Source organism: Shewanella sp. (assembly GCF_047975355.1).
Classification (GTDB): domain Bacteria; phylum Pseudomonadota; class Gammaproteobacteria; order Enterobacterales; family Shewanellaceae; genus Shewanella.
Window position 1 is genome coordinate 35,893 of the sequence record NZ_JBKEDJ010000081.1, and the last position, 25,106, is coordinate 60,998.

General features: G+C 48.7%; 20 protein-coding genes. 5 read left to right on the forward strand and 15 right to left on the reverse strand.

Annotated features, from left to right (window positions below; translation table 11 throughout):
- Positions 1-362: 362 nt before the first annotated feature.
- The 4 genes from ACK5NH_RS18615 to ACK5NH_RS18630 form a co-directional block, all read right to left on the reverse strand.
- Positions 363-641, reverse strand: coding sequence for a peptidylprolyl isomerase (locus tag ACK5NH_RS18615; RefSeq protein ID WP_011627235.1), 279 nt, complete (start codon positions 639-641; stop codon positions 363-365).
- Between the two features lie 77 nt (positions 642-718).
- Positions 719-3,013, reverse strand: a complete 2,295-nt coding sequence (gene mrcB, locus ACK5NH_RS18620) for a penicillin-binding protein 1B (protein ID WP_416922487.1) — start codon at positions 3,011-3,013, stop codon at positions 719-721.
- Between the two features lie 78 nt (positions 3,014-3,091).
- Complete coding sequence (gene hrpB, locus ACK5NH_RS18625) at positions 3,092-5,599, reverse strand: ATP-dependent helicase HrpB (protein ID WP_416922489.1); 2,508 nt, start codon at positions 5,597-5,599, stop codon at positions 3,092-3,094.
- Between the two features lie 190 nt (positions 5,600-5,789).
- Positions 5,790-7,976 (reverse strand): putative bifunctional diguanylate cyclase/phosphodiesterase, encoded by a 2,187-nt coding sequence (locus ACK5NH_RS18630; RefSeq protein ID WP_416922491.1) that lies wholly within the window; start codon positions 7,974-7,976, stop codon positions 5,790-5,792.
- A 160-nt stretch (positions 7,977-8,136) separates the two neighbouring features.
- Here ACK5NH_RS18630 and thpR point away from each other — a divergent pair, with 160 nt between their 5' ends.
- Positions 8,137-8,709, forward strand: coding sequence for an RNA 2',3'-cyclic phosphodiesterase (gene thpR, locus ACK5NH_RS18635; RefSeq protein WP_416922493.1), 573 nt, complete (start codon positions 8,137-8,139; stop codon positions 8,707-8,709).
- A 92-nt stretch (positions 8,710-8,801) separates the two neighbouring features.
- Here thpR and ACK5NH_RS18640 read toward each other — a convergent pair whose 3' ends face one another.
- Positions 8,802-9,581: a sel1 repeat family protein gene (locus tag ACK5NH_RS18640; protein WP_416922495.1), complete on the reverse strand. Its 780-nt coding sequence runs from the start codon at positions 9,579-9,581 to the stop codon at positions 8,802-8,804.
- A 419-nt stretch (positions 9,582-10,000) separates the two neighbouring features.
- Between ACK5NH_RS18640 and crp the strand changes: the two genes are divergently transcribed.
- The 4 genes from crp to ACK5NH_RS18660 all read left to right on the forward strand — a co-directional run bounded on the left by crp (position 10,001) and on the right by ACK5NH_RS18660 (position 13,046).
- Positions 10,001-10,636, forward strand: a complete 636-nt coding sequence (gene crp / locus ACK5NH_RS18645; RefSeq protein ID WP_011070954.1) for a cAMP-activated global transcriptional regulator CRP — start codon at positions 10,001-10,003, stop codon at positions 10,634-10,636.
- 82 nt (positions 10,637-10,718) lie between these two features.
- A complete protein-coding gene (locus ACK5NH_RS18650) occupies positions 10,719-11,066 on the forward strand; it encodes a PepSY domain-containing protein (protein WP_011621417.1) in 348 nt (115 codons plus the stop codon).
- Complete coding sequence (locus tag ACK5NH_RS18655; protein ID WP_011715803.1) at positions 11,047-11,721, forward strand: response regulator transcription factor; 675 nt, start codon at positions 11,047-11,049, stop codon at positions 11,719-11,721. Before ACK5NH_RS18650 ends, ACK5NH_RS18655 begins: the two co-directional genes overlap by 20 nt.
- Complete coding sequence (locus ACK5NH_RS18660; protein WP_416922499.1) at positions 11,718-13,046, forward strand: ATP-binding protein; 1,329 nt, start codon at positions 11,718-11,720, stop codon at positions 13,044-13,046. Before ACK5NH_RS18655 ends, ACK5NH_RS18660 begins: the two co-directional genes overlap by 4 nt.
- 99 nt (positions 13,047-13,145) lie before the next feature.
- Here ACK5NH_RS18660 and ACK5NH_RS18665 read toward each other — a convergent pair whose 3' ends face one another.
- From ACK5NH_RS18665 to sspA, 10 genes are all read right to left on the reverse strand, one after another.
- Entirely contained in the window at positions 13,146-13,949 is an 804-nt protein-coding gene (locus tag ACK5NH_RS18665; protein WP_416922501.1) for a DUF1338 domain-containing protein, read from the reverse strand.
- Between the two features lie 164 nt (positions 13,950-14,113).
- Positions 14,114-15,577: a succinylglutamate-semialdehyde dehydrogenase gene (gene astD / locus ACK5NH_RS18670; RefSeq protein WP_416922503.1), complete on the reverse strand. Its 1,464-nt coding sequence runs from the start codon at positions 15,575-15,577 to the stop codon at positions 14,114-14,116.
- Between the two features lie 9 nt (positions 15,578-15,586).
- Positions 15,587-16,606 (reverse strand): arginine N-succinyltransferase, encoded by a 1,020-nt coding sequence (gene astA / locus ACK5NH_RS18675; protein ID WP_416922505.1) that lies wholly within the window; start codon positions 16,604-16,606, stop codon positions 15,587-15,589.
- 127 nt (positions 16,607-16,733) lie between these two features.
- On the reverse strand, positions 16,734-17,951 hold the full coding sequence (locus ACK5NH_RS18680; protein ID WP_416922507.1) for an aspartate aminotransferase family protein: 1,218 nt from the start codon (positions 17,949-17,951) through the stop codon (positions 16,734-16,736).
- A 308-nt stretch (positions 17,952-18,259) separates the two neighbouring features.
- Positions 18,260-19,171 carry an alpha/beta hydrolase gene (locus tag ACK5NH_RS18685; RefSeq protein ID WP_416922509.1) on the reverse strand — a complete coding sequence of 304 codons (912 nt, stop codon included), beginning with the start codon at positions 19,169-19,171 and terminating at the stop codon, positions 18,260-18,262.
- A 55-nt stretch (positions 19,172-19,226) separates the two neighbouring features.
- On the reverse strand, positions 19,227-20,372 hold the full coding sequence (locus ACK5NH_RS18690) for an HDOD domain-containing protein (RefSeq protein ID WP_416922511.1): 1,146 nt from the start codon (positions 20,370-20,372) through the stop codon (positions 19,227-19,229).
- A 199-nt stretch (positions 20,373-20,571) separates the two neighbouring features.
- Complete coding sequence (locus tag ACK5NH_RS18695) at positions 20,572-23,052, reverse strand: S9 family peptidase (RefSeq protein WP_416922513.1); 2,481 nt, start codon at positions 23,050-23,052, stop codon at positions 20,572-20,574.
- 174 nt (positions 23,053-23,226) lie between these two features.
- Entirely contained in the window at positions 23,227-23,802 is a 576-nt protein-coding gene (locus tag ACK5NH_RS18700; protein ID WP_416922515.1) for an anthranilate synthase component II, read from the reverse strand.
- 156 nt (positions 23,803-23,958) lie between these two features.
- A complete protein-coding gene (locus ACK5NH_RS18705) occupies positions 23,959-24,396 on the reverse strand; it encodes a ClpXP protease specificity-enhancing factor (protein ID WP_011715796.1) in 438 nt (145 codons plus the stop codon).
- Positions 24,396-25,025, reverse strand: a complete 630-nt coding sequence (gene sspA / locus ACK5NH_RS18710) for a stringent starvation protein SspA (protein ID WP_011715795.1) — start codon at positions 25,023-25,025, stop codon at positions 24,396-24,398. The genes ACK5NH_RS18705 and sspA overlap by 1 nt, the downstream gene beginning before the upstream one ends.
- Positions 25,026-25,106: the final 81 nt, after the last annotated feature.

Here is a 25,106-nt window from a genome sequence, read left to right on the forward strand (position 1 = left end):
AAAAAATCAGCATAATTGTTTCATTTTGGTATATCACAATCGATTTGGCTCAATCGCTCGAATTTACCTAAGGTAAATTTTTGTATGCCAAGAGTTTGCTAATTTGCCCCAAAACTGAACCACTAATGTAAGCAGATGGTGTATTTCAGACCCTGATGACGACATGGTCTCATGATTAAAATTTGGTCAAATGCGTTCGATTAACAAAGCCAGTCTGCGGTTATGTAACTTCGAATGCGGCAAATAGCTTTATAGATGAAGTACATGGCAAAACAATGCCTGCCATGAGCATATAAATCAGTGTATAGATGATACTTAATGCGTTGATAAATCAGCTTATCGTGCTAAACAGACGCTATTGATTAAGTGCGATACAGCACCTTCACCACATGCCAACCAAACTTGGTTTTCACTAAATGTGGCACGAGTAGCTCACCGGAAAAAGCGACTTTATCGAACTGAGGCACCATTTGCCCACGCTTAAACTCACCGAGATCGCCGCCCTTTTTCGCCGAGGGGCATGAGGAATAGCGTTTCGCTAAGGCGCCAAAATTTGCGCCTTTATTCAATTGCTTAATAATATCTTCCGCCTGCTCTTTGTGTTTAACAAGGATATGCACTGCGGCTGCGGTTTTATACATCTGGTACTCTCTTTATCAAAGACAGCGGTGCAATCTAGCAGCACCGCTGTTATCGCTTTACCTATCAAGAATAAGTATTACTGACCTAAAATTTTCTGCCACCACTGCAACGGCTCGCCGCAGTTTTTCGCCGGGTTATAGGTACCTCTAAGGGCTGGCAAGGCCTCTGTGTTACGACATCCTGCTTCCTTAGCCTCACCGGTATCACGGTCAAAATAACCTTGGATCACGCCCGTTGGCGGAATCGAGCGTAGCCCAATCGGAGGACGTTCCTTCAAGAAGGCTTGATACACGGCCATGGCGCCACTGCTACCGTAGAGAGTTGTCTTACCGTTATCGTCGCGCCCTACCCAAATCGCCGCGACGTTACGCTCATCAAAACCGGCGAACCAAGAGTCACGGCTATCGTTACTGGTACCAGTTTTACCCGCCAGAACAACGCCAGGGAAAGCATTGCCTAAACGCGTTGCCGTACCCGAGCGCACCACTTGCTGCATGGCATATTGCACCAGGAAGTCGGTATCCGGCGTAATAGCTTGTTCCTTCGGTGAGCGAGTCACAGGTAAAGGCTGATTGTGGCTGTCGAGCACGGCCGTCACTGTGGTGAGTTTGCGATAGGCACCATAATCGGCCAGCGTCTGATAAACCTGCGCCACCATTAAGGGCGAGCCATTCACGGCGCCCAGTAACATCGATGGATATTCGTTAAGCGGCTCTTCCCAGCCTGATTTAGTCAGAGTCGTTGCTACAGCATCCACTCCCACGGCGAGTCCAAGGTTGACCGTTGGCACGTTCATCGACTTTTTCAGCGCCGTTAACAAGGAGACTTGACCGCTAAACTTCTTATCAAAGTTCTGCGGTGACCAGGTTTTGCCCTGCTCATTCTTTAAGGTAATCGGCTGATCTTTAAGTGGCGAGGCCAAGGTAAATTGGCTATTTGGTGCCAGTGCGGTGGCGTACACAAATGGCTTGATAAGTGAGCCTATGGGTCTGCGGATCTCAACCGCCCGGTTATAACCGTCAAAGCCTGGCGTTTTATCACCGACCATGGCGGCGATACCGCCGGTATATTTATCAGTGACCACCATACCAATCTGCAGCGACTTATTGCCCTTATCTAAGCTCTTAAAGGTTTGAGTCACGGCGATTTCGGCGGCTTCCTGCGCCATAGGATCTAAGGTGGTGTAAATCTTCACCCCAGATTGTTTTAATAATTCGTCACCATAACGCTCGTTAAGCTCTTGTTTAACCAAGGCATAAAACGCAGGTAATTTTTGATGTACAGGCTTGTTGGCATTACGTAAGCCTAGGGGCGACTCTACCGCCACCTTGTATTGCGCGGTGCTCAGCTCACCCGACTCCATCAAGAGACGCAGCACTAAATCGCGACGCTCTTGGCTACGCTCAGGGTAACGCCAAGGGTTGTAATAGGAAGGCCCCTTAATCGCCGCCACTAAAAACGCTTGCTGCGCCGTGGTTAACTCGCCGATAGGACGACCAAAATAGAATTGTGAAGCCAAGCCCATCCCATGTACGGCGCGGGATTTATCTTGCCCCATATACACTTCGTTAAGGTAGGCCTCGAGAATTTCTTCCTTGCTGTAGCGAAAATCGATAATCACAGCCATTAAGGCTTCGCGAATTTTACGCAGCAAAGAGCGCTCACTGGAGAGGAAGAAGTTTTTCGCCAACTGCTGGGTCAGTGTCGAGCCGCCCTGTACGGTACGACCCGCGCTGATATTCACAAAAGCCGCGCGCAGAATCGCGAAGGGGTTGACCCCGTGATGCTCGTAAAAACTACGGTCCTCCACCAGCAGCAAGGCTTTTACAATCGCCTTGGGCATTTCTTCTGTAGGCACAAATAATCTGTCTTCGCCGTCTCCCGAGATAATGCGGTCGAGCAAGACCGGCTCTAAATGGAATACCGCCAATTGGCGCTTATCTGACATGCGGGCAATCGAGCTGATACCTTCGCTATCGAAGCTAATCATCACCCGCTGCTCGGCCTGATCGCCTTCGGGATGTAAGAAGGGGCGACGCCATAATTCGATTTTTGTGCTCGATGCCGAAAACTCACCCACCTCGCGTGGATTGGCAACTTTGCGGTAACCGAGGAGTTTTAGCTCAGCCATTAACTGTGGATGACTCACGGCAGCGCCGGGATATAGTGCCATCGAGCGGCTAAATACCTGCGCGGGTAAGTGCCATTTTTGCCCCTCAAACTTACGGGCAATAATTTGGTCGAGGTAAATACTGTAGAAGGTCACAACGGCTAGCCCGATTAAGGCTAGCTTCCAAGTGAGCGACCAAATTTGCCCAAATAGGCCGCGGCTGCGCTTCGCTTTAGCTTTTTTTGTCGTCTTAGTTGTCATATCTACTTCATCATTTATGCGTTAACGGCATCAGTCACAGGCACAACACTGAGGTTGTAAATCAAAGCAGTCTAAAGGCTATGACTGAGATAAACCTAAGGTTTTCTTCTTGGTAAATTTTGTGGGCTGGGTATTGGCAGGATCGTCCGGCCACAGGTGTTTAGGATAACGCCCACGCATTTCTTTTTTCACTTCCACATAGGGCCCTTGCCAAAAACTGGCGAGATCCGCCGTCAGAGCCAAGGGGCGCTGCGCCGGTGACAGCAATTCCATCGTCACCTTAAGTTTGCCTTGGGCCAGTAGCGGGCTGTCTGCCATGCCAAAGGTTTCCTGCAAGCGCACCCGCAGCAAGGCTCGCCCCGAGGCATCGTACAATATCGGCGCCGAAGTCCCCGTGGCTAACGGCCATGAGGTGGGCAACAGCGCATCGAGTGCCTGTTGCTGTGACCAAGTTAATTGGTTCACCAACAAACTAAAGCAATCGAGTTTTTGTAATTGCGGCAGATTATTCACATTTTCAAGGTAGGGCGCCAGCCATGTTTCAAGGTTTGCTAATAGCGCAGCATCGCTCATATCCGGCCAATCGGCATTAGGATCTAAATCGCGTGCTAGCTGTAATCGAACCTGAAACTGCACTAAGTTATCGCGCCAATTGAGGATTTGTAACCCTTGCTGGCGGATGTAATTCAGCAATGCCGCCACAATTTGGCCGCGATTGGGGTTAGGGATAGCCTCTGATTTCAGCAGAATCTGCCCGACTTTGGTTTGGCGTTCTGCCACTGCGCGACCTTTAGTTTCATCCCAACCACATTGGTCATACGTTTCAACAAGGTCAGCCAACTCATTATCAAATAGGCTCGGTGACAATGAGCTCGCCAGATAAATCCGCCCTGCATTCTTGCCTTCGGTTTCTTGAAAATCCGCCACCACCAGCCAAGGGTTTTGCGCTAAGGCATCTTCGGCGCTAAGCACCACGCCCGTGCCATTAGCTAATTGATACCCCTCGACGCCACGGGATTTAGCAATTCGGTCGGGATAAGCCAGCGCTAACAGCAAACCCACATCCTGATGATGGGCATGGGAAGCAATAGCCACTAAATCGGACTGAGCGAATTGCTTATCCAGCGCCAATTTTTTAAGCCATTGTTTTGCCTGCTGCCCTGCACTCCCTTGGGTCGCAAAGTGTAGGTAATTCATGATATCGGCACCTTTGCGTGGCAATCCCCGCGCCTCTAAAATACCTGTCAGTATACAGGCTAAGGCCGCCAGTTCATGTTCGTCGCGAGATTTGGCCACTAATAACATATGGGCGAGGCGCGGATGACACCCCAGCTCATAGGCCGCTTTACCATGTTGAGTGAGTTTGTTTTGCCCATCGACCATGCCTAAGCGCTGTAGCAGTTGCCAAGCTAATGCCTCGTTCACTGTGGGCGGCGCAGTCAATAACAGTAAGTCGCTAACAGATTTTGCGCCCCAATAGGCACAGTCATGGGCCATGGTGACTAAGTCGGCTTGACTGATTTCTGGCTCATCGGCCTTGAGCAGACGTTGATGTTCCTCTTGGCCCCATAAACGGATACACACACCCGCCGCCAAACGCCCCGCACGACCAGCTCGCTGGGTTGCGGAGGCTTGGCTAATGCGCTTAAGGCTTAAACGTGTTACTCCAGTTTTAGGATTAAAACTGGCTTGGCGTTTATAACCGCTGTCGATAACAAGGCCAATGCCCTCAATGGTAAGGCTCGACTCGGCCACGTTAGTGGATAGCACAATTTTGCGCCTGCTGCTGTCGGCCTTAATCGCTCTGTCCTGCTCCTGCGTCGATAATTCGCCATAAAGCGGGCAAACCACCACACTGCTGCTATCGAGGCGTTCTTCCAGATACTGCGCCACTCTGAGGATTTCGGCTTTACCGGGCAAAAACACCAGAATATCCTGCGGACCGTTATCACTTAATGATGTCGCGGCATCGAACACAACGCGGCTCAGATGATCAATCCAGTGCTGCTGCCCAGCAACGGGTCGATAAAGGATTTCAACCGGAAAGCTGCGCCCCTCACTCTGTAGCAGGGCGGCATCTGGCATCAATTCGGCCAATGTGAGGCCTGATAAGGTTGCCGACATAGCTAGGATTTTTAAGTCATCCCGCAGCGAGCTTTGCACTTCGAGCGCCAAGGCTAAACCGAGATCTGTGGTCAAATGCCGTTCGTGGATCTCATCGAATATGATCATCTCGATACCTGTTAATTCAGGATCTTGCTGGATCATTCGGGTTAAAATCCCTTCGGTGACTATCTCAAGCCGAGTATCACCACTGACCTTTGACTCGCCGCGCACCCTAAACCCCACCTCTTGCCCTACCGCCTGCTGCCGGCAACTGGCAATAAATTGCGCTACGCTGCGAGCGGCAACCCGCCGAGGTTCCAGCATTAAAATCCGTCCAGAAATTTCAGGCCAATCCAGCATAGCTAAGGGCAATGCGGTCGATTTACCCGCTCCCGTTGGCGCTTCGAGGATCACTTGGCCATGTTTCGCAAAGGCATCACGCAGGGATGGCAATAAGGAATGAATGGGTAGATTGTTCAATGCAACAGTATCAACAGGGAAAAATAATGGAGCAGTTTAACATAGGCCTCATGCAGTGTCCCTCCTGCGGCACAGCTCGTTCCCCCTAACCATAGCCTCGCAGCTGGGGAGAACGTTACCCGTGCCCGCCTTACTCATGTGTTCAGCGTAGCGAGTATCGAAACGGCAAAAAGTCACTAGATAGCCACAGTTAACGTAACCAAGTCTCGGCCAAGCCAGAGCTTAAGGTCAATAACGGCATCGGTTTATTGATGGCATAACCTTGGGCATAATCCACACCTAAGCTCTTTAACTTAGTGGCAATTTCAGTGGATTCAACAAATTCAGCCACCACATCGAATCCCATATCTTGCCCTAGCTGACATATGGCTTTGATGATGGCTTGGTCTGCCTCGTCTTCACACAGATTAATCACAAACTGGCCGTCTATTTTCACATAATCCACATTCAAGAGTTTAAGGTAGGCAAAGCTTGAAAACCCCGCGCCAAAGTCATCCAGCGCCAGTTGGCAGTTTAACGGCCGCAGCACTTCAATCAGTTTAGTGGCTTGATCTAGCTGGCTAACGGCAGCTGTTTCGGTGATTTCGATACAGAGCTTATCCACCAGCTCAGGTTCGGTCATCAGGCGCATTTCGAGCCAATTCATAAACTCGCTGTCACCTAATGAGGTCGCCGACAGGTTGACCGAGACCAACTCCAGCTGTTGCCAAATATCCAAATGGCTACTGCCCCACTTCAGCAGATTATCTATTACCCACAAGTCGACCTTTGCCGCCAAGTTATAACGCTCCGCCGCGGGAAGAAAGATCGCCGGAGAAACAATAGTGCCATTGGCCTGCACCATCCGCAGCAACACCTCTAAATGCAAGCCGGATTCCTCACGATTTAGCGGGGCAATACTTTGGAAATAAAGCTCAAATTGATTGAGCGCTAGGGCGCTGACGATATCGACCGAGGCCATCATCTCGGTATAGAGGCGGGTCATTTTTGGATCTTTGGCGCTGTATAAGTGCCAGCCATTGCGGCCCTTATCCTTGGCGAGACGACAAGCCGCATCGGCTTGACTCATTACGGTATAGATGTCGGTGGCAGACTTTTCGAGCTTAGCGATCCCCATGCTGACACTGACATTGTGGCAACGGTTTTCCCAAATAAACTCATGGGTCGCTAACTGGGTGCAGATCCGCTTAGCGATATGCTGCGCCGAATCCACATTGCAATAATGCATTAAAATCCCAAACTCATCGCCCCCCAAGCGCGCAACAATATCGCCCTTACGCACCAGTTGTTTAAGGCGTAATGCCAACTGACACAATAGCTTATCCCCCGCCTGATGGCCGCTAACATTATTGATCACCTGAAACTGATCGACATCGATAAAGGCCACGCAGGTAGGCATATCATCTTTGGTTTGCAGCAGGTTTTCGAGCAAGGCCTCAAAATGCAGCCGATTGGGTAGCCCAGTTAACGCATCATAATTGGCATGGAAGGACAACTCATCGGCGAGGCGATACTTTTCACTGACATCTTCGGCAATCATCACTAGGGTGTCTTTATTGCCGTGGATCTGGCTAAAGCTCAATCTTAGCCAATCCAACTGCTGGTTAGATTTTAAAGGTAACTCACACCAAGCTTGTCCCAATACGCCTTCACGCACCATGTGCAGCGTGTCGGTAAGCATGGCGTGCTCCTCTTCGCGCACCATGCTGAATAAATCGTATCCATGCTGCACCGGCAGGGTTTGCAACGCCACTTTGTTTAACATGGTCAGTTGGTTCTGTTTATCGAGCAGTGCGCAGGCCAGAGGCAGCTGATTAAAGACTTCGCGATATTTATGCTCGCTGGCCAACATATCGTGGGCGATACGGGTCAGCTCCATCGCCGAACCAATCATCACGGCCGCATGTTGAAATTCCTGAATAAACTCCGCGCTCCATTCACAACACTCAGAGCAATTAACCGCGCCGAGGGCAATACGTGTTTCCCCAAGCACCACAGGCGGCAAAACCAATAAGCTTTTAACGTTCCAATCCCTGAGTAATGCCCGCTCAGCTTGAGCCTCTGCAGGCAAGGTATCGACATTGGAGAGATTAAGCAGCTTAGGATTTCTGACTAAGGATCGAAAAAACGGCATACGCGCCAGTGGCCAGACACGCGTCTGTTGACCTTGGCTAAATTGCGGCTTTAAGTACAGATTACGGGTACGCAGATGGTCCAGGGCTAAACTACCTGTCAGCACAAATACGCCATCACAATGGAGTTGCAATGTGATGGCCTCTAAGGCCTGATCAACATTTTGCTCTAGGGTTTCTAGCGGCGTTTCGCTAAAAATCGTCACTAATGCCTGTTGGAGTGGATTTGCTAAACCATCTGACATGAAAAGGGATTTCCTTACCTACAAGTCCATTTAAGGTATTATTTCTACACTGACCCCAGATAAACTCAAATCATCGCAGTCTATCATTAAGAAATTTCTGTAATACCAAGCAAAAGCATAGCTTATGTTTGGCGTTTGAGTAGGTGATGGAGATAAACAGGTGTTACAACGACTCTTCCTTGGATTTGCCCCAACCTGCATACAGCGGCAGCAACTGCTGCAATTACAGCAAAGCTTGAGGTCGCAGTTAGCGCCCCATGCAAACCCCGTCACGCAAGCCAACTTACACTTAACCCTCGCCTTCTTAGGCTTAGTTAATCAGACTCAACTGGCGCAACTGATCCAAGGCGTTGATAAGCTCTCTAAACCCAAATTCACTGTCACGCTGGATAGCATCGCTGTGTGGCCTAAGGCGCAGGTCTATTGTTTGAAGGGGGAAAACGTGAGTACCGAATTAGCTCTCTTGGCATCCCAGGCACAGGATTTAGCCAAGCAGTTGCAATTACATCGGAGTGAGCATCCATTTCGGCCCCATATCAGCTTATTTAGAAAGGCTAAATCTTTAGGCGTGTTTGAGAATGAGCTGACGCTAAGGGAATTGGCACAGAGGGATTTAGCGCATGCACAGATGACGGCACTCACTCTCGCGCCAGAGCAGCTGCATTTGTATCTTTCCACCAGTGGCGATTGTGGTGTGGAATATCAGATCTTGCATTCTTGGTCGCTCGAATAACTCAAATCGCCTTTCCCCAACAAATTAAAGCCAGAAACAATCAGCCCGAGCATAGCTCGAGCTGATAAGAAAATAATAAACCCATGAGGAGGTTAATCGAGCAAACGCAAGGTTTCACGGTAGGCTCGCTTTTGCTCATAACTGTGCAGGCGCTGTTGAAATTCATCAGTCTTAGTCGCTTCGGCCGTCATCTTTAGAGCGGCTATCGCTTTTTGCTGGGTCGATACCGCAGCACCAAAATCGCCGACTTCGGCATAGGCAGCCGCCAAGTTGTCGAGATTAGTTGGGTCGTTCTCATTCACTTTGAGCAGCTTTAGGGATAACTCGACGGCTTTATTACCATCGCGATATTTAGCCTCGGGGCAAGTCGCTAAAATCCACGCCACATTACCAAGGGCAACATCATCACCCACTCGGGTAAATTGTTCCACGGCTTTGCCGCAGTTGCGTGCAATGCCATCGCCACCCGAGGCGTAAATAAAGCCTAAACGGAACTGCGCCCAACGGTTACCACGCTCGCCCATATCTTTGTACCAACGCTCAGCCACGGCTAAGTCACGCTTCACTAACTGCCCTTCAAAGGAAAGATCCGCTAAGGTCTGCTGCGCTTTTTCGTGTTGCTGCTCGGCGGCCAGAGTCATCCAATGTAATCCGGTCGGCACTTCTTGCGGTACATAACGGCCAGAGAGAAACATCAGCCCCAGTAAAAATTGCGCGTCGGCATCGCCCTGCTCCGCCTGCACTTGAATGTGCACAAATTTACTCGCCGCAACTTCATTGGCTGGCTGTGGAATAGAAAATGCGTGCGCGGCAGAACTCAATCCAAGGGATAGAGTCAATCCGGCGCCTAAAACCCATTGTCTGTATTTCACCTGGTAACCTCTTTCGAAAAACAACTGCGCTTCCAAGTTAGCCTGAATTACTCCCATAAGTCGAGTGTAAATCGGCGCAATCGAAGTTAAATAAACAGAAATACCCCCGAAGGGACTCAATATTTCCCTTTACCCAATTCACTTGCCACTATTGATGATATTTTCTTCACAAAAAAACTTAAAAGCCTTTATAAGATGTGATTAACTCTACAGAGTTAAGTGAATCCAGTGAGTTTGATACCGATTTAGTTGACTAATATCACTAAAGTAGCAAAATAAGCTCTAATTTTAGGTGGTTAATTGCATTCATTCACTCATTCTAAACTAAGATGTATATCAAGTTTTTATGGGTGTAATTGACGTAAAATGCTTATTTAGAATATTCTTACTTTCGTTTTAATCAATCGAGGAACATCGACATGGCTCTGATTGGTAAGCCAAAACCGGACCCAACTTTGGAATGGTTTTTATCACACTGTCACATTCATAAGTATCCCGCTAAAAGCACCTTGATCCATGCTGGTGAAGACTCAGATACCCTTTATTACATAGTAAAAGGTTCTGTGGCCGTATTGATTAAAGATGAAGAAGGTAAGGAGATGATCCTATCTTATCTTAATCAAGGCGACTTTATCGGTGAGTTAGGATTGTTCGAAGAACAAGCTGAACGTACTGCTTGGGTTCGTGCAAAACAAGCATGTGAAATTGCTGAAATCTCTTACAAGAAGTTCAAGCAATTAATCCAAGTTAACCCCGAAATTCTGATGAAGCTATCGGCTCAAATGGCGTATCGCCTGCAGAGCACTAGCCAAAAAGTGGGTAATTTAGCTTTCCTCGATGTGGCTGGCCGCATTGCCCAGACATTATTGCACTTAGCTAAACAGCCCGATGCAATGACTCACCCAGACGGTATGCAAATTAAGATCACTCGCCAAGAAATTGGTCAGATTGTTGGTTGCTCCCGCGAAACTGTGGGTCGCATTTTAAAGATGCTTGAAGAGCAGAATTTGATCCAAGCACACGGTAAAACCATTGTGGTATATGGTACCCGTTAAGATAGACTTCAGCTTGATTTAAGCCTGTTTCATTAAAGTGGCCTAGCATAAAATCTAGGCCATTTTTTATTGGGGAGCATAAATGAAACGGCTGTTTTTTATCTGTTTTTTCAGTCTGTTTACGCTGGTGCATCCAACAATAATTCACGCCGAACCGATTGAATTAGAACATTATCAAGCCAAGGCTTTAGTCAATTCTGGGCAAATTTTATCCCTCAATGGCACCCTTGCCGTGGTGAATCAATTTTGCCAAGGCGAACTAATTGACGCCCATCTCTATCAAGAAGATCATAAATGGCGCTATGATTTACAAATCAAAGTGCAACGCGGCCAAATAGTGAATCTGAGTATTGATGCCACCAATGGTCAACTCGAACACTCCACCGCACTACCGAGCGAATGTCGAAAACATGAAACTGCTACTCGTTGAAGATAATCCGATGTTGGTCTCCGAGCTGGAGAAACAACTCAAACAGGCTGGCTACGTTACCGATATTACTGACAAAGCGCTTGAAGCCGATTACCTCGTTAAAGAAACCCAATACGACTGCGTGATCTTAGATATTGGCCTCCCCGACGGCAATGGACTGGAATTACTCGAAGGCTGGCGTAATCAAGGCATTAGCACACCAGTTATAATGCTAACGGCCCGCAGCCAATGGCATGAAAAGGTCGAGGGCTTTAATGCAGGCGCCGATGATTATTTAGGTAAACCTTTCCATGCACAGGAATTACTGGCACGCATTCAAGCGCTTATCCACCGCGCGCACGGCCGCTTAAATAATCCCAGTAAACAGTTGAGCTATGGTGGCGTCACCTTAGATGAAGCCGAGCAGACGGTGAGCGTTGGCGAACATTTATATGAGTTGACCGCCATGGAGTTCAGGCTGTTAAAAATCTTCCTCATGTCGCCTAAGAAGCTGTTATCTAAGGCACAACTGACGGACAAGCTCTATCAGTTTGATGACGAGAAAGAGAGTAACGTGGTTGAAGTTTACGTGACTCACCTGCGTAAAAAACTCGGCAAAACCGCGATTGAAACCCGCCGCGGCCAAGGTTACATCTTCCACGGCCTGACTGCATGATCTCCATTCGCACTAAGCTCAGTTTATGGTTAACGAGCTTATTAGTGTTAGGCACAGTGATTGGACTCATATTGTTTGAGTCCATGCTGCGCCAAGCGTTTCATGACTCCATTATCAACCGCTTAGAAGAAGATCTTGAGCACATCATGTTGGCGACCCATATCAATAATGGGGAGATCAATATCGATCAGAGCCAATTGTCGAGTTTCTACCGCCCCGCCTATTCGGGGCGTTATTTCCAGCTTAACCTGCCCAATGAAGTCATCCGCTCCCGCTCCCTGTGGGATATGCAGCTCGATATCGAGCCTTTGGCGCCAAATCAGACCCGCGTCTGGCAGGCAAAAGGGCCGAAAAACAATGATATGCAACTATTATCCCTAGGCTTAAACTCCAGCAGTGCCAATGTTACCGCCACCCTAACGGTAGCGCAGGACTTGAGTATCGGCCGACGGGTGTTTAGCGAGGTCTATGGCACTAAGCTTGGCATCAATCTCGCTATGTTAGTGGCCATGATCGCGGGGATCTTCTTGATCCTGCGCCAATCCTTTAAACCGGTAAAACAGATCCAACATGCGCTCTCCCGCCTGCAGGAAGGCGAGATTAACGCCTTAGAGCTGAATAACATTCCGCCTGAAGTGCAACCGCTGGCGAAGACCTACAACGAGTTATTGGAATACACCGCCAAGCAAATTGAGCGTAGTCGCAATAACTTAGGCAACTTAAGCCATGGGCTAAAAACCCCACTGGCGGTAATGCAGCAACAGGTTGAAGCCTTAGGGCTTAAAGATCCCGACACCGCCATGGCGCTGCAACAGCAGCTCGACGCTATCCATAAAATGGTCGAACGTAAGCTTGCGGCGGCGCGGATCACTGGCGATATGTTACCTGCCGCCCAGTTAGTGGTGCCAAGGGATCTACACAGCCTAGCCAATACCCTCAACAAAGTGCATAGAAGTAAAAGCATCAACTGCGACTTCGAACTCGACCCTAGCATCCAGCGCCTACCCATCCATAGGGAAGATGGCATGGAACTCTTAGGTAATTTGCTCGATAACGCCTTCAAATGGGCGGGCAGCCAAGTCACGGTAAAACTGTGGAAGGTGCAAACCAAACTCCGCCTTAGCATCGATGATGATGGCCCAGGCGTTGCCGATGACGAACTCGACAAACTCACCCAAAGGGGCACACGCCTCGATGAATCAGTTATGGGTCATGGCCTAGGGTTATCGATAGTGAAAGAGATTGCCGAACAATATGGCATTGAGCTTAAGTTTAAGCACAGTAGCCATTTATCTGGCCTCAGTATTGAATTGGTATTTAGCTAACCAGTGCTTAGCGAGCCAACTATTGCTCTAAGTGCCGCCAATAAAAACGCCATCGAACGATGACGTTTTTATTTGAGATGAGTCAGCAAATCGCCTTAATTAGGCCTTTTTCGCGTTGGTGCTCTCAAAAATCTTATCGGCTGATGCGGCCACGAAACCTGTGTACAGCTCGCCATTCGCCTTTGGATAACGCAGGGCAAATTCATAGAAGCAGCTTGGGATCTCAACTGTTGCATCGCTAAATGCCACTGCGATTTTATCTGCCATGGTCGATGATTGTTCCAGTAACACCTCTGGCGAACCTTTGATTTCGCCACCTGAACTATTCAGCACAAAGCCCGCTTGCTTAAGCGCATCGTTAACAGACTCTAATGTCTCGAAGCCCTCGAGGTGATTGATAGAGACTGTAAAATGGTTGGCGCGGTAACCAAAGGCCGCAACCCAAGCCGCATATTCGCTCTCTTCGAGCAGCGTCTCATAAGTCTTAGCATCCAGTGACCAATGGCGACCCGAATAGATAAAGTTATCCGCTTTAGTCGCTTGCTCATCCACTTGGGCAATCAAGCCTTGGATGGTGCTTTGCAGTGATGGGCTAAATTCTTCCACCAATAACTCAGAAATAAACACCTTAGGCTGAGTGGCATCTGGGTGCTCAAAATGCTTAGCCACTAGTTTTTTCTGTTCAAACTTATAATCACCACAAGCCACATAACCTAAAGAGGTAAAGTGCTCGGCCAATACGGCTAAATTCACCTTAGCGATGTTAAAAGTACGCAGGGCGATATGGTCGTTGATAATCGGCTTGCCGTGACCGAGTAGTTCGTGCACCTTGGCCGCAGATGGGGTCATTTGAATATAGTCTTGCCAGAGAGCGGCAAATAACGCATTGATATCTGTGTGCATAAAAACTCCTTTTATTGTGCTGCGACTATAGTGCGTATTATTTTGCCGCTAGCACTCAATGTAACGACCCTAGCCACTTGCTGCACAACGGCGCTCAGTAGCAGCCCAAGTAACGTTACTGCTTGTTATGAAAAAAGAAGAACCTAGGTTCTTCCTCAATGATGTCACTCTAAACTTAACCCTGGGCTTAAGCTTGCTGGTAAGCTCACCGCATCTGCCTCCACCGAGGCAACAGGATAAGCACAGTAATCGGCGGCATAAAATGCACTCGCCCTGTGGTTACCCGAAGCCCCTACGCCGCCAAAGGGCGCAGCGCCCGAGGCACCAGTGATCTGCTTGTTCCAGTTCACAATACCGGCACGGATCCGAGCGAGGAAATACTCATAATCATCACGGCTATCGGCCAAGATACCTGCGGATAAACCATAACGGGTTTGGTTAGCAAGCTTAATAGCCTGGTCAAAATCGCTGTAGCGTACCAATTGCAGCAGTGGTCCGAAGTATTCTTCATCGGGTAACTCGCTCACCGCAGTCACATCGATAAGTCCGGGCGATACTAAGCCCGTACCCGCTTGCAGATGGGTGAGTTCAACCAGCGACACACCGCCTAAGTTCAGCAAGTTAGCCTGCGCCGCGACCATACCTTTCGCTGCGCCTTCGGAAATCATTGAGCCCATAAATGGCTGTGGCTGTGCGTTCCAAGGACCGACTTTAATCTGCTTCACCGCCTCAACTAGCTTGGCTACTAAGGCATCGCCCTGCTCGCCTTGCTCAACATAGAGCCTGCGGGCACAGGTACAACGCTGGCCAGATGAAATATAGGCCGATTGCAGAATATCGTGTACCGCCGCTTTAATATCGGCGACACCTTTAATAATCAGCGGATTATTACCGCCCATTTCTAAGGCGAGGATCTTACCCGGATGACCCGCATATTGCTGATGCAACAGGTGGCCAGTGCGAGAGCTGCCGGTAAAGAACAGGCCGTCGAGTTGTGGATGCGACGCCAGCGCCTTACCCGTGTCGACTTCACCTTGTACTAAGTTGATAACACCCGCAGGCAGACCCGCCTTTTCCCATAGAGAGACCATTAATTCGGCAACCTTTGGGGTCAATTCTGAGGGCTTAAACACCACGGTATTGCCCGCGAGCAGCGCTGGCACTATATGACCATTGGGTAAATGCCCTGGGAAGTTATAAGGCCCAAACACAGCAACCACACCGTGGGGCTTATGGCGCAGTACCGCGCGCCCTGCAGGCGTATCATTGGCCTCAGTGCCAGTACGCTTGTTGTAAGCTGTGGCCGACAGGCCAATCTTACCAATCATGGCAGCGACTTCTGTCGCCGTTTCCCATTGAGGTTTACCCGTTTCCTGAGCGATCGTTTCGGCTAATTCGGCTTTGTTCGCTTCGAGTTGGCTACGATAGGCTTCGACTACCTTTAAACGCGCATCAAAACCTAACATAAACCAATCGAACTGAGCTTCACGGGCGGCATCGACGGCGGCGTTAACTTGCTCGGCCGTCGCTGTTTGGCCGCGCCAAATGATTTCGCCATTTGCTGGGTTGCTAGAGGTCACATCATGACCTTTGCCAGCTTGCCACTGGCCTTTAATAAAATGTGTCATTTGCTATTCCTACATTGCCAAAATACGGATTTGATCGCCTTTTGCGAGTAACAAACCCTCGGCGAGTTCTGGACTAATTACCACCTGCTCAGTTTTGTCATCGACAGCAAGACAAGCGGAGGTCGCACGGTAATTGGCTAATTGAGTGTTAGAGACAATAAATTGCTTATCGGATTCAGGCATTTCACCAATATCCACGGTCAGTAAGCGGCTCTCACGCACAGCGCGGATATCCGTTAGACGGCATTCCACCGTTGGACCGCCATCGAAAATATCCACATAACCGCGGCATCTAAAGCCTTCGGCCTGCAGCAGACTCAAGGCAGGACGCGTATTGGTGTGAACTTCGCCAATCACTTTTTGCGCTTCTTCCGGCAGCAGGCAAACATACACAGGGTTACGGGGCATCATCTCCGCCATAAAGGCTTTTTTGCCTAGACCCGACAGGTAATCTGCCTGAACAAAATCAATGCCTAAGAAGTTTTTCTGCAACCAGCAGTAAAAGGGAGAATTGCCATCGGCATCGCTCACGCCACGCATTTCGGCAATCACTGTCTCGCCGAAACGTTTAGCGTGCTGCGCCAAAAATAGAAAACGGCTGCGGGACAACATGCGGCCATTGTTTCCCTTGCGATAACCTTCGCGCAAAAATAGGGTACATAGCTCGGCGGCGCCAGTGTAATCGTGGCAGAGGGTTAAGGTTTCCACCTCGTTGCGAACTTCAATTTGCTCAGAATGATACACCTCAGTACCGAGGCGATAGTGGTAGAAGGCATCTTCCATGCCCACGGCAGCTTCAATGGCACAGGTGCCGACCACTTCGCGGGTCGCGGTATCCTCGAGCACCATCAAATAGCCTTCATCGAAGGGCTTATCAATCACCTTAACGAATGAGGCTTCTGCACGGGCAATTTTATGCCTAAGCAAATCGGCATTGACTGGCAATGAGGTAAAGCCATGGCCAGACTCTTCGGCGATTTGATATAGAGATTCAAAATCGCCTGCCTGAATAGGACGTATGATTAACATCTTAGTGTCTCCTCACTTAAGCTTGCTGTGCAACAAGCCGCCTATCTTGAAAAAGACAGGATGGATGCACGCAAGTATTCCCTGACAAAAAAGGAGTGCGAATAAGATTCAGCACTCCTTTGGTCGCTTAGGCAGCAGCGATGCTCGCCACAGCACGCTCAAAGCGTGCTAGGCCTTCTGCAATATCTGCCTCAGGGATCACCAGTGAAGGAGCAAAACGTACCACGTTGGCACCCGCCATTAGGCTCATTAAGCCTTCAGCCACAGACGCCACTAAAAAGTCACGTGAACGACCTTGGTACTGTTCATTTAGAACTGCTCCTAACAGCAAGCCTTTACCGCGAATTTCAGAGAAAACATGATATTTTTCATTAATTTTGTTCAGACCATCGCGTAATAACTGCTCGCGATGTTTCACACCGTTCAATACTTCTGGCGTGTTAACGACATCTAATACCGCATTGCCGATAGCACAAGCTAATGGGTTACCGCCATAGGTTGAACCGTGAGTACCCACTTTCAGGTGCTCAGCAATTTCAGCGGTAGTCAACATAGCGGCGATCGGAAAACCGCCGCCCAGCGCTTTAGCCGTGGTCAGAATATCCGGCACTATGTCAGTACCCATGTAAGCGTAGAGTTCGCCAGTACGGCCGACACCAGTTTGTACTTCGTCGAAAATCACCAGTGCATTGTGCTTGTTGGCCAGTTCGCGAACTGCTTTTAAGAATGCAGGATCGGCATCGATAATACCGCCCTCACCCTGCAGTGGCTCAAGCATAATGGCGCAGGTTTTATCCGATACGGCCGCTTCTAATGCGGCAACGTCGTTAAATGGCAGGTGAGTAATGCTCTGTGGCTTAGGACCAAAACCATCGGAATAAGCCGCTTGGCCACCGACGCTCACGGTGAAGAAAGTACGACCGTGGAAGGCTTTATCGAAAGCGATGATTTCATCTTTCTCTACGCCGTATTTTTCTAAGGCGTAACGACGGGCTAATTTCAGTGCCGCTTCGTTGGCTTCGGCGCCTGAGTTGGCAAAATACACACGCTCAGCAAAAGTGCTGTTAACCAACTTAGTGGCAAGCTCAAGTGCTGGCTCGTTGGTCATTACGTTAGAAAGGTGCCATAATTTTTCGCCTTGAGTTTTTAAGGCATTCACTAAGGCTGGATGACAGTGACCTAAGCAATTTACCGCGATACCGCCGGCAAAATCGATAAACTCGTTACCCTCTTGATCCCATACTCGGCTTCCTTCGCCACGTACTGGGATCACTGCAGCTGGCGCATAGTTAGGCACCATAACCGCATCAAACTGGGCACGATTCAACTTCATATCAACGCTCATTCTTCTTCATCCTTTGTTTAAATGTAACGGCCTCGGGAGCCGTCTGAGTCCCCAACGTATCTTTATCTTGAGTTAGTGATACAGGGTATGCTTGTGTCGACTAATAGCCATTATTAGCGAAATTGTGATCAAAATACCAGTTTTTCACAAACAACATTCGCCATGCTTGAGGTCAAAGTGCATAAAGATTGCAGTTTAAGAACTATACAAGCGTTTAAGCAAGAGGGCTTTAGCATATTTAGTCAGAAAAAAAGTTATTTACCCCTATTTTTGCTAGCTATTCACTGAATATGAATAACTACACATTTTTAACGAATCAGATTCGAAAGCACAAAATCCGCAATTTGTTCCCTCGCCTCAAGCGCTTCTGGCAGCAGGTGAAACAAAGGAAAAACATGGGGCATGTTGTGATAAAAACGCGATTCGACAGTGCCACCACAAGCCTTAACTTGCATAACCAGTCGTTCTGAGTCCTGTAAAAGCAACTCGCGTGTACCAGCAATCACTAAGAGTGGCGGCAGATCAGCTAGGTTCCCCTGTAAAGGCGAAACCCGTTCAGACATGGGATTAGCACCCGCAAGATAAGCTCCGCGCAACCGTAGCAGGGATTCAATGGTAAAAAACGGATCGTCCGCCCCCAAAATCAGCTCAGTATCGCCAGTAATCGCCAAATCGAGCGCAGGTGATAACAACACACACACTTTAGGCATGGGCAGATGCTGCCTTTTAAGTTCGAGCAACAGACTTAAGGCTAAATTGCCCCCAGCAGAATCGCCCATCAACACCAAATTGTCGCTCCCCTTAAGCTCAATTAAGTGCAGGTAAGCCTCGAGCACATCATCACAGGGGGCAGGAAACGGATGTTCCGGCGCTAAACGATAATCCGGTATAAAAGTATCCAACTGACAACGCTCACTGATATCGGCCACCAGTCTTGCGTGGGCATGGGGGGTTTTAAAACAGAATCCACCGCCACGAATGTAAAACAGATTGCCTAAACGCGGCGTGTCATTAAGCTGCACATAATGCAACAGAGTGGAATGTTGTAAGGGAATCGAGGCAGTAACGAGTTTTTCGGGCCACGGCAGCCAGCGCTTATCCAGCTCTAATAAGCGTTGCCGCACTTGATTTAGGGGGAGTTTGGCCTTACCTCGGCTGATGGATGGCCGTGCCACATAAGATAAAATAGTATTTAATACAGATGCTTGCCAGCTTGGCATTTCCCGTCCTCCACATCAGTGCCGCAATTGGACACCGATGGGAACGGCGTGCAGATCACAGCAGATCCAACTTCCGATAATTCTGTGCTTTTAGGCGCAGTACTTCCTGTTCGCTCAACTCGTAATAATCGAACATCAGACGTCTCTCCTGAGGTTCGATTTGGCGCATCTCTTCGAGTAACAGCACCTTAGCATAACAATTCGCCCGTGCCACTAATGCGGCCGGCATAGAGAGTTCGCGGTAAGTTAAGGTTTGATCCAACTCTTTAAGCAATTGAGTTAACGGACTCTGTTCAAACTTAAGTAACTCTAATAGCTGCCAATTAAGCTTATGCCCATGGCTCAGCACTTGTTCAAATACCGCCTTGGCCGGAAACTCAGTGGCAATAACCGCATCATACACTTCTTTATCGCGACTCGAGCTGGCCTCGCGGATCCAATTGCCCCAAGTTTTATCGAATAAGCGAGCACTGAGACTCAGCACAACCGAGGTGCCTAACTGATTCAATAATGCGCCACTATAAACTAGGGCTGAGTCAGTATTATGAAGCTGCGCTAACGCATTCGCGGCTATTCCGCTGACGATGCTATAGCGCCACAACTTACGGGTGGTCCAGAGTAACTTAGCGTTGCCACTGGGCAGCCAATTACGCAGGCAAAAGTAAGGAATAATAGTGCGCAGGTTTTCGATGCCAATGTAATTCATCACTAATTTGATATCAGTGACGCGCACATCAGAGCTCTGCGGGCGGCGCGCCCGAAATGCAGGACTATTGACCATATTGGTTAAATCGCGGCATAACCAGCTTAAATTACTGATTAAAGGTCTTAACCGGGTCGCATCGAGGTTTTTTGCCAGCAACAGCTCGAGCAACAGGATCTGTGACTCGTTAATATCCGACTTCGCCAGCACTAACTCTGGGGATGCCAATTGATGTTCAATGCCGTTATTGACCGTTTCGGTGAGTTGCTTTGAGATGGCCTCAAAAACTTCACGGGCCTGAATTTGTTTGAGAAGTCGCGACAGAATCGCCTCTCGCTCGACATCGAGTTTATTGGCATCGGCCTCAAGCTCTCGGTCTAAATCATCCAATAAAGTAGGGCCGGCCTTTTGCTTACCGAGGATCAGTTGCTGATAGAGCCTATGTTCTATCTCTATAATTTTGCCGGGTCTAACGCCGCCCGCTACCGATATCGCCACAGTTTATCTTTCCTATTTCGCCCGTGCTAAGTGGCGCGCATACGCTAAAATCGTTAAAAACATGACAATTTCAGCATATAGGTTACATCTTGGCAATAAGCAAACGGGTGACTATTTTACAGCCCTGATTAGATTCACAGCCGCCGAAATCCGCGCAACAAAAAGGCCTCATATTGAGGCCTTCATATTATCGCGCAATTTACTTAAGCTCTTGTTCAAACAGCTTATAAATACGGCGATATTCGTCCAACCAGCTCGATGGCTGACGGAAGCCGTGAGGCTCAACCGGATAAATCGCGGTTTCGAACATAGGTTTTTCCAGCTCGATAAGGTGCTGCACCATACGCACGCTATCTTGGAAGAACACGTTGTCATCCATCACGCCACTCATGATCAGTAATGGCTTAGTCAAACCTTGGGCATGCTCGATGGGCGAGCTACGCTCATACGCGATAGGGTCAACATCCGGTGTGTTTAAGATGTTGGAGGTGTAAGGCGCGTTGTAATGTGCCCAATCCGCCACAGGACGCAGTGCTGCGCCTGCTTGGAATAATTCCGGCTCAGTAAACAAGGACATAAAGGTTAAGAAGCCGCCGTAAGAACCGCCATAGGTACCGACGCGCTTAATATCCACGTTGGCATTTTGGCCCATCCAAGTTATACCGTCTTTTAAGTCTTCAACTTCAGGGTGACCCATGTTGCGATAAATCGCCGTGCGCCAGTCGCGGCCATAACCTTTAGAACCACGGTAATCCATGTCCATCACCACATAACCTTGTTGAGTCAGTAGGTTGTGGAACATAAACTCACGGAAGTAACCACTGAAACCATAATCGGCATTCTGTAAGTAGCCCGCACCATGGTTGAAGATAACGGCGGGGTATTTCTCGGCGCGGGATTTGTCATAACCCTGCGGCAAATAAACCCGCGCATATACTTGGCCAGCGCCATGGTTAGAAGGGACTGCAACCACTTCGGGCGCTTGCCATGGATATTGCTTAAAGGCATCGCTGGTGTATGACGTGAGCTGTTTTAACTCACCGCCAATCGGCTGAACATAAAGCTCATTCGGTTGAGTTCGGCGAGAGGCATTCAGCAGCAACTTAGTGCCATCGGGGCTTAAGCTGTAATCTAAATTACCGTCCCACTGGGTTAATTGCTCATTTTTGCCCGAGGCGATATTCACACGGTGAACGTTGTAAATACCGGGGTGACTTTGGTTAGCCTTGTAGTAGATGTAGTTTGCATCGGGCGAGAGAGTAATATCGCTCACCACAAACTTACCTTGAGTCAAGGCGCGGGGCTTTTCGCCACGGGGCTTGATATAAAGCTGGGAATAGCCTGTTTCTTCAGAGAGATAGTAAAGTGTGTCTGTTCCTGGTAACCAGCCAAATTGGTTATAGTCGTAGTTCACCCAGGCATCATCATGGAGGCGATGCTCGGTGATAAACTTGCCCTTTGCCAGATCGACACTGGCAATCCAGCGGTCTTTGTTATCGGTCGCTTCGACCATCACCGCCAGCTTGTCCTCAGACTCATGCCATTGAATCGCGCTTTGAGTCCAGCCCCAATCCTGCATCAACTGGATTTTACGAGGTGCCTTAGTACTTTGATACGACTCACCTTTTGCCTTGGCGTTTTCACTCTTCACCTTAGCTAAAACGTCCTCATCGAAGCCTGTTAGGCCTTCGATAGTCACATCAATCTGTTTATGCTCATTTAGATCGAGCACCACAAAGCGTTGGCCAGGCGGCGTATCTTCTGCAACACGGGCGCGGACTGGCACTGGATCGATATAGCCTTCGCTACCGAGGTAGTTTGGCATGATGTCGTGTTCACTGCTGCCGGTGTAGTTTTTATCGGTTAGGGCCACAAACAGATAGCGACCGTCTGGCGACAGACTCAGTTCGGACACCACCTCGGCATCACCGAGATACCAAGTGTTGGCGGCGAGGGTCGGATCGCTCTTTTGCAATTCGTTCTTAAACTGTTCTTTGGCTTTAGCATTTTCTTGCTGCAACGCCACATATTGAATGAGTCTGTGCTGCTGCTTGGCTAAGTAGCTGCTCGGCTCTTTCACGCCCTCGGGCGCTTTCGCCATTTTGATTTCAGCCAACTGCTCCACTAATCCACTGTCCTGATGGATTTGGAAAACATTATCCCCTTGCCAATAGGCGATATCGCCATTGTTGAGGTAACGCAGGCCACTGATCGCCGTGCGCTGGCGGGTAAGCTGGGTGATTTTGCCAGAGCTTAAATGCTTAACAAAAATATTGCCTTGATAGAGATACGCCTTGTTGGCCTTAGCATTGTCTAACACGCCAAACTGTTGGTCCGCCGCGTGTAGTTTATCGATGGCCAGTTCAACGGCGCGGCTGTCATTAATGCCCTGCTGATAATAATTGCGTAGCGGCGACGCGCTAGGTTGACGGGCAAAGAAAACGCTCTGGCTGTCATCACTCCAGTAGGCTTCCTTAGCGAAAATCCCCATCCAATCGGGGTTCGCCATAATTTGATTCAGCGTGAGCGGTTGTAAAACTTGGGGAGGCTGAGCTAACGGAACTTGATAAGCCTGTGGAGTGGTCGCGGAAGTCGCCGTTTCAGTTGAGGTGGCGGCGCAACTCGTCAATACCGAAACGGCTAACGCACTTAAACCCAAATTTCGCATTACGCTGTTCATTTATCCTTCCTTTTATTGTTATCGCGGCCCTAGCTACACTATGGAGTAGAATCTAAAGCGAGTGGGCAGGCGTAGTTTTGCGGCAGTTATATCACACTTAGGCGACATATTTGCTTAAAAGGAGGAGAAATCTTGTAACAAAGATTAGAGCTGAATCGATCTTTTGGATTCAATCTAAGCCGATTGGGATAAGAAGTTTGCCAACAATTCATGGCCTTGCTCGGTAAGAATCGACTCAGGGTGAAATTGCACACCAAAGAGTGGGAACTCTTTATGACTCATGGCCATGATTTCGCGACCATGGATAGGGTCGTCAAACCAAGCGTCCAACACAAATCCCTCTGGGACAGCATCGACCAACAGTGAATGGTATCGGGTTACAGTTAATGGCTGATTTAACCCTTTAAACAGGCACTCGCCAGTATGAGTAATCGCACTGACTTTACCATGCATCACCCGCTGCGCTCGTACAACCTTGGCACCAAACACCTGCGCCATAGCCTGATGCCCTAAACACACACCAAGGATCGGTAAGCGGGTTGCAAAATGCTCAATCGCAGCAAGGGAAATCCCCGCTTCATTGGGGGAACAAGGGCCAGGAGAGATAACTAAATGGCTCGGTGCCAGCGCCTCGATTTCCGCTAAGCTGATTTCATCATTGCGTTTAACCACGATCTCTTGCCCTAACTGCTGAAAATACTGCACTAAGTTAAAGGTGAAAGAGTCGTAATTGTCGATCATTAGCAACATACAAAATCCATTGGCTCAAATGGTAAGTCGATGCATTCCACGGCTGAAATGCGGCGCAAATGCTACCACAGGCCTTTGCGCGGATTAAACCTTTATCCAATAAAAAAGCCAGTCAATAGACTGGCTTTCAAGAGTATAGAACAGGGTGCAAGTAACCTATTTTACTAAGGTTAAATGACTGCGACGCTTAGGAGGCTCATCCGTTGGTTCGGTTGGCTTCTCGTTTGTCTCGATAACGGACAAAGTCGATTCGGCTTCCTCTTCGACTAAGTACGCATCTTCAATATCGAAGACAGTCCCTGCACCATTTTCACGGGCGTAAATGGCCACAATCGAGGCCATTGGCAATAATACCTGTTGAGGTACACCACCGAAACGCGCATTGAACTCCACAAATTCATTACCAATTTGCAAATTGCCCACCGCGCTGGCCGCGATATTTAATACGATCTGGCCATCCTTCACGTACTGCTGTGGTACTTGGGTGCCTTTCACAAAGGCATCCACGACAACGTGAGGCGTTAATTGGTTGTCCATCAACCAATCGTAGTAAGCCCTGAGTAAATAAGGACGATTTGGAGTCAACGCTTTCATTACATTCCCATGCGCATTTCGCGTTCAGCTTCAGTCAACGAAGCTTTAAATGATTCACGCTCGAAAATACGTGTCATGTAAGCTTTGATGTCTTTCGCTACACGGCTGTCTAACTCGATACCTAATACAGGTAAACGCCATAATAATGGGCCGAGGTAGCAATCCGCTAAACCGAATTCTTCGCTCATAAAGTAAGGCATTTCACCAAATACTGGTGCGATTGAAAGTAAACTTTCAGTCAGTTCTTTACGGGCCGCTTCGGCGCGGTCGCCTTTGCGAATACGGTCAACGAGTGAGTACCAGTCAGTATCGATGCGGTGCATCATCAAACGGCTTTGGCCGCGAGATACTGGGTAAACAGGCATCAACGGCGGATGAGGGAAACGCTCATCCAAGTATTCCATGATGATACGTGATTCATACAGAACGAGTTCACGATCTAACAAGGTTGGCACTGAGTTATAAGGATTTACTTCAAGTAAATCTTCAGGCATTTCGTTTGGGTCGACCTGTAAAACATCAACAGTAACCCCTTTCTCAGCTAACACGATACGCACTTGATGGCTATACAGATCATCAGCACCTGAAAACAGTGTCATGACAGAGCGTTTGTTGGCAGCAACAGCCATTGATACCCTCCAGAGTCGAAATAAAACAAAAGTAAACGAGGGGCAAAGCCCCCCGTTTACACTATGCGGATACTATATTTT

Coding starts and splice junctions, on each gene's coding strand:
- ACK5NH_RS18615 (WP_011627235.1), bottom strand. CDS start 641: ATGTATAAAACCGCAGCCGCAGTGCATATCCTTGTTAAACACAAAGAG.
- mrcB (WP_416922487.1), bottom strand. CDS start 3,013: ATGACAACTAAGACGACAAAAAAAGCTAAAGCGAAGCGCAGCCGCGGC.
- ACK5NH_RS18630 (WP_416922491.1), bottom strand. CDS start 7,976: ATGTCAGATGGTTTAGCAAATCCACTCCAACAGGCATTAGTGACGATT.
- crp (WP_011070954.1), top strand. CDS start 10,001: ATGGCTCTGATTGGTAAGCCAAAACCGGACCCAACTTTGGAATGGTTT.
- ACK5NH_RS18650 (WP_011621417.1), top strand. CDS start 10,719: ATGAAACGGCTGTTTTTTATCTGTTTTTTCAGTCTGTTTACGCTGGTG.
- ACK5NH_RS18655 (WP_011715803.1), top strand. CDS start 11,047: ATGAAACTGCTACTCGTTGAAGATAATCCGATGTTGGTCTCCGAGCTG.
- ACK5NH_RS18660 (WP_416922499.1), top strand. CDS start 11,718: ATGATCTCCATTCGCACTAAGCTCAGTTTATGGTTAACGAGCTTATTA.
- ACK5NH_RS18665 (WP_416922501.1), bottom strand. CDS start 13,949: ATGCACACAGATATCAATGCGTTATTTGCCGCTCTCTGGCAAGACTAT.
- astD (WP_416922503.1), bottom strand. CDS start 15,577: ATGACACATTTTATTAAAGGCCAGTGGCAAGCTGGCAAAGGTCATGAT.
- astA (WP_416922505.1), bottom strand. CDS start 16,606: ATGTTAATCATACGTCCTATTCAGGCAGGCGATTTTGAATCTCTATAT.
- ACK5NH_RS18680 (WP_416922507.1), bottom strand. CDS start 17,951: ATGAGCGTTGATATGAAGTTGAATCGTGCCCAGTTTGATGCGGTTATG.
- ACK5NH_RS18685 (WP_416922509.1), bottom strand. CDS start 19,171: ATGCCAAGCTGGCAAGCATCTGTATTAAATACTATTTTATCTTATGTG.
- ACK5NH_RS18695 (WP_416922513.1), bottom strand. CDS start 23,052: ATGAACAGCGTAATGCGAAATTTGGGTTTAAGTGCGTTAGCCGTTTCG.
- ACK5NH_RS18700 (WP_416922515.1), bottom strand. CDS start 23,802: ATGTTGCTAATGATCGACAATTACGACTCTTTCACCTTTAACTTAGTG.
- ACK5NH_RS18705 (WP_011715796.1), bottom strand. CDS start 24,396: ATGAAAGCGTTGACTCCAAATCGTCCTTATTTACTCAGGGCTTACTAC.
- sspA (WP_011715795.1), bottom strand. CDS start 25,025: ATGGCTGTTGCTGCCAACAAACGCTCTGTCATGACACTGTTTTCAGGT.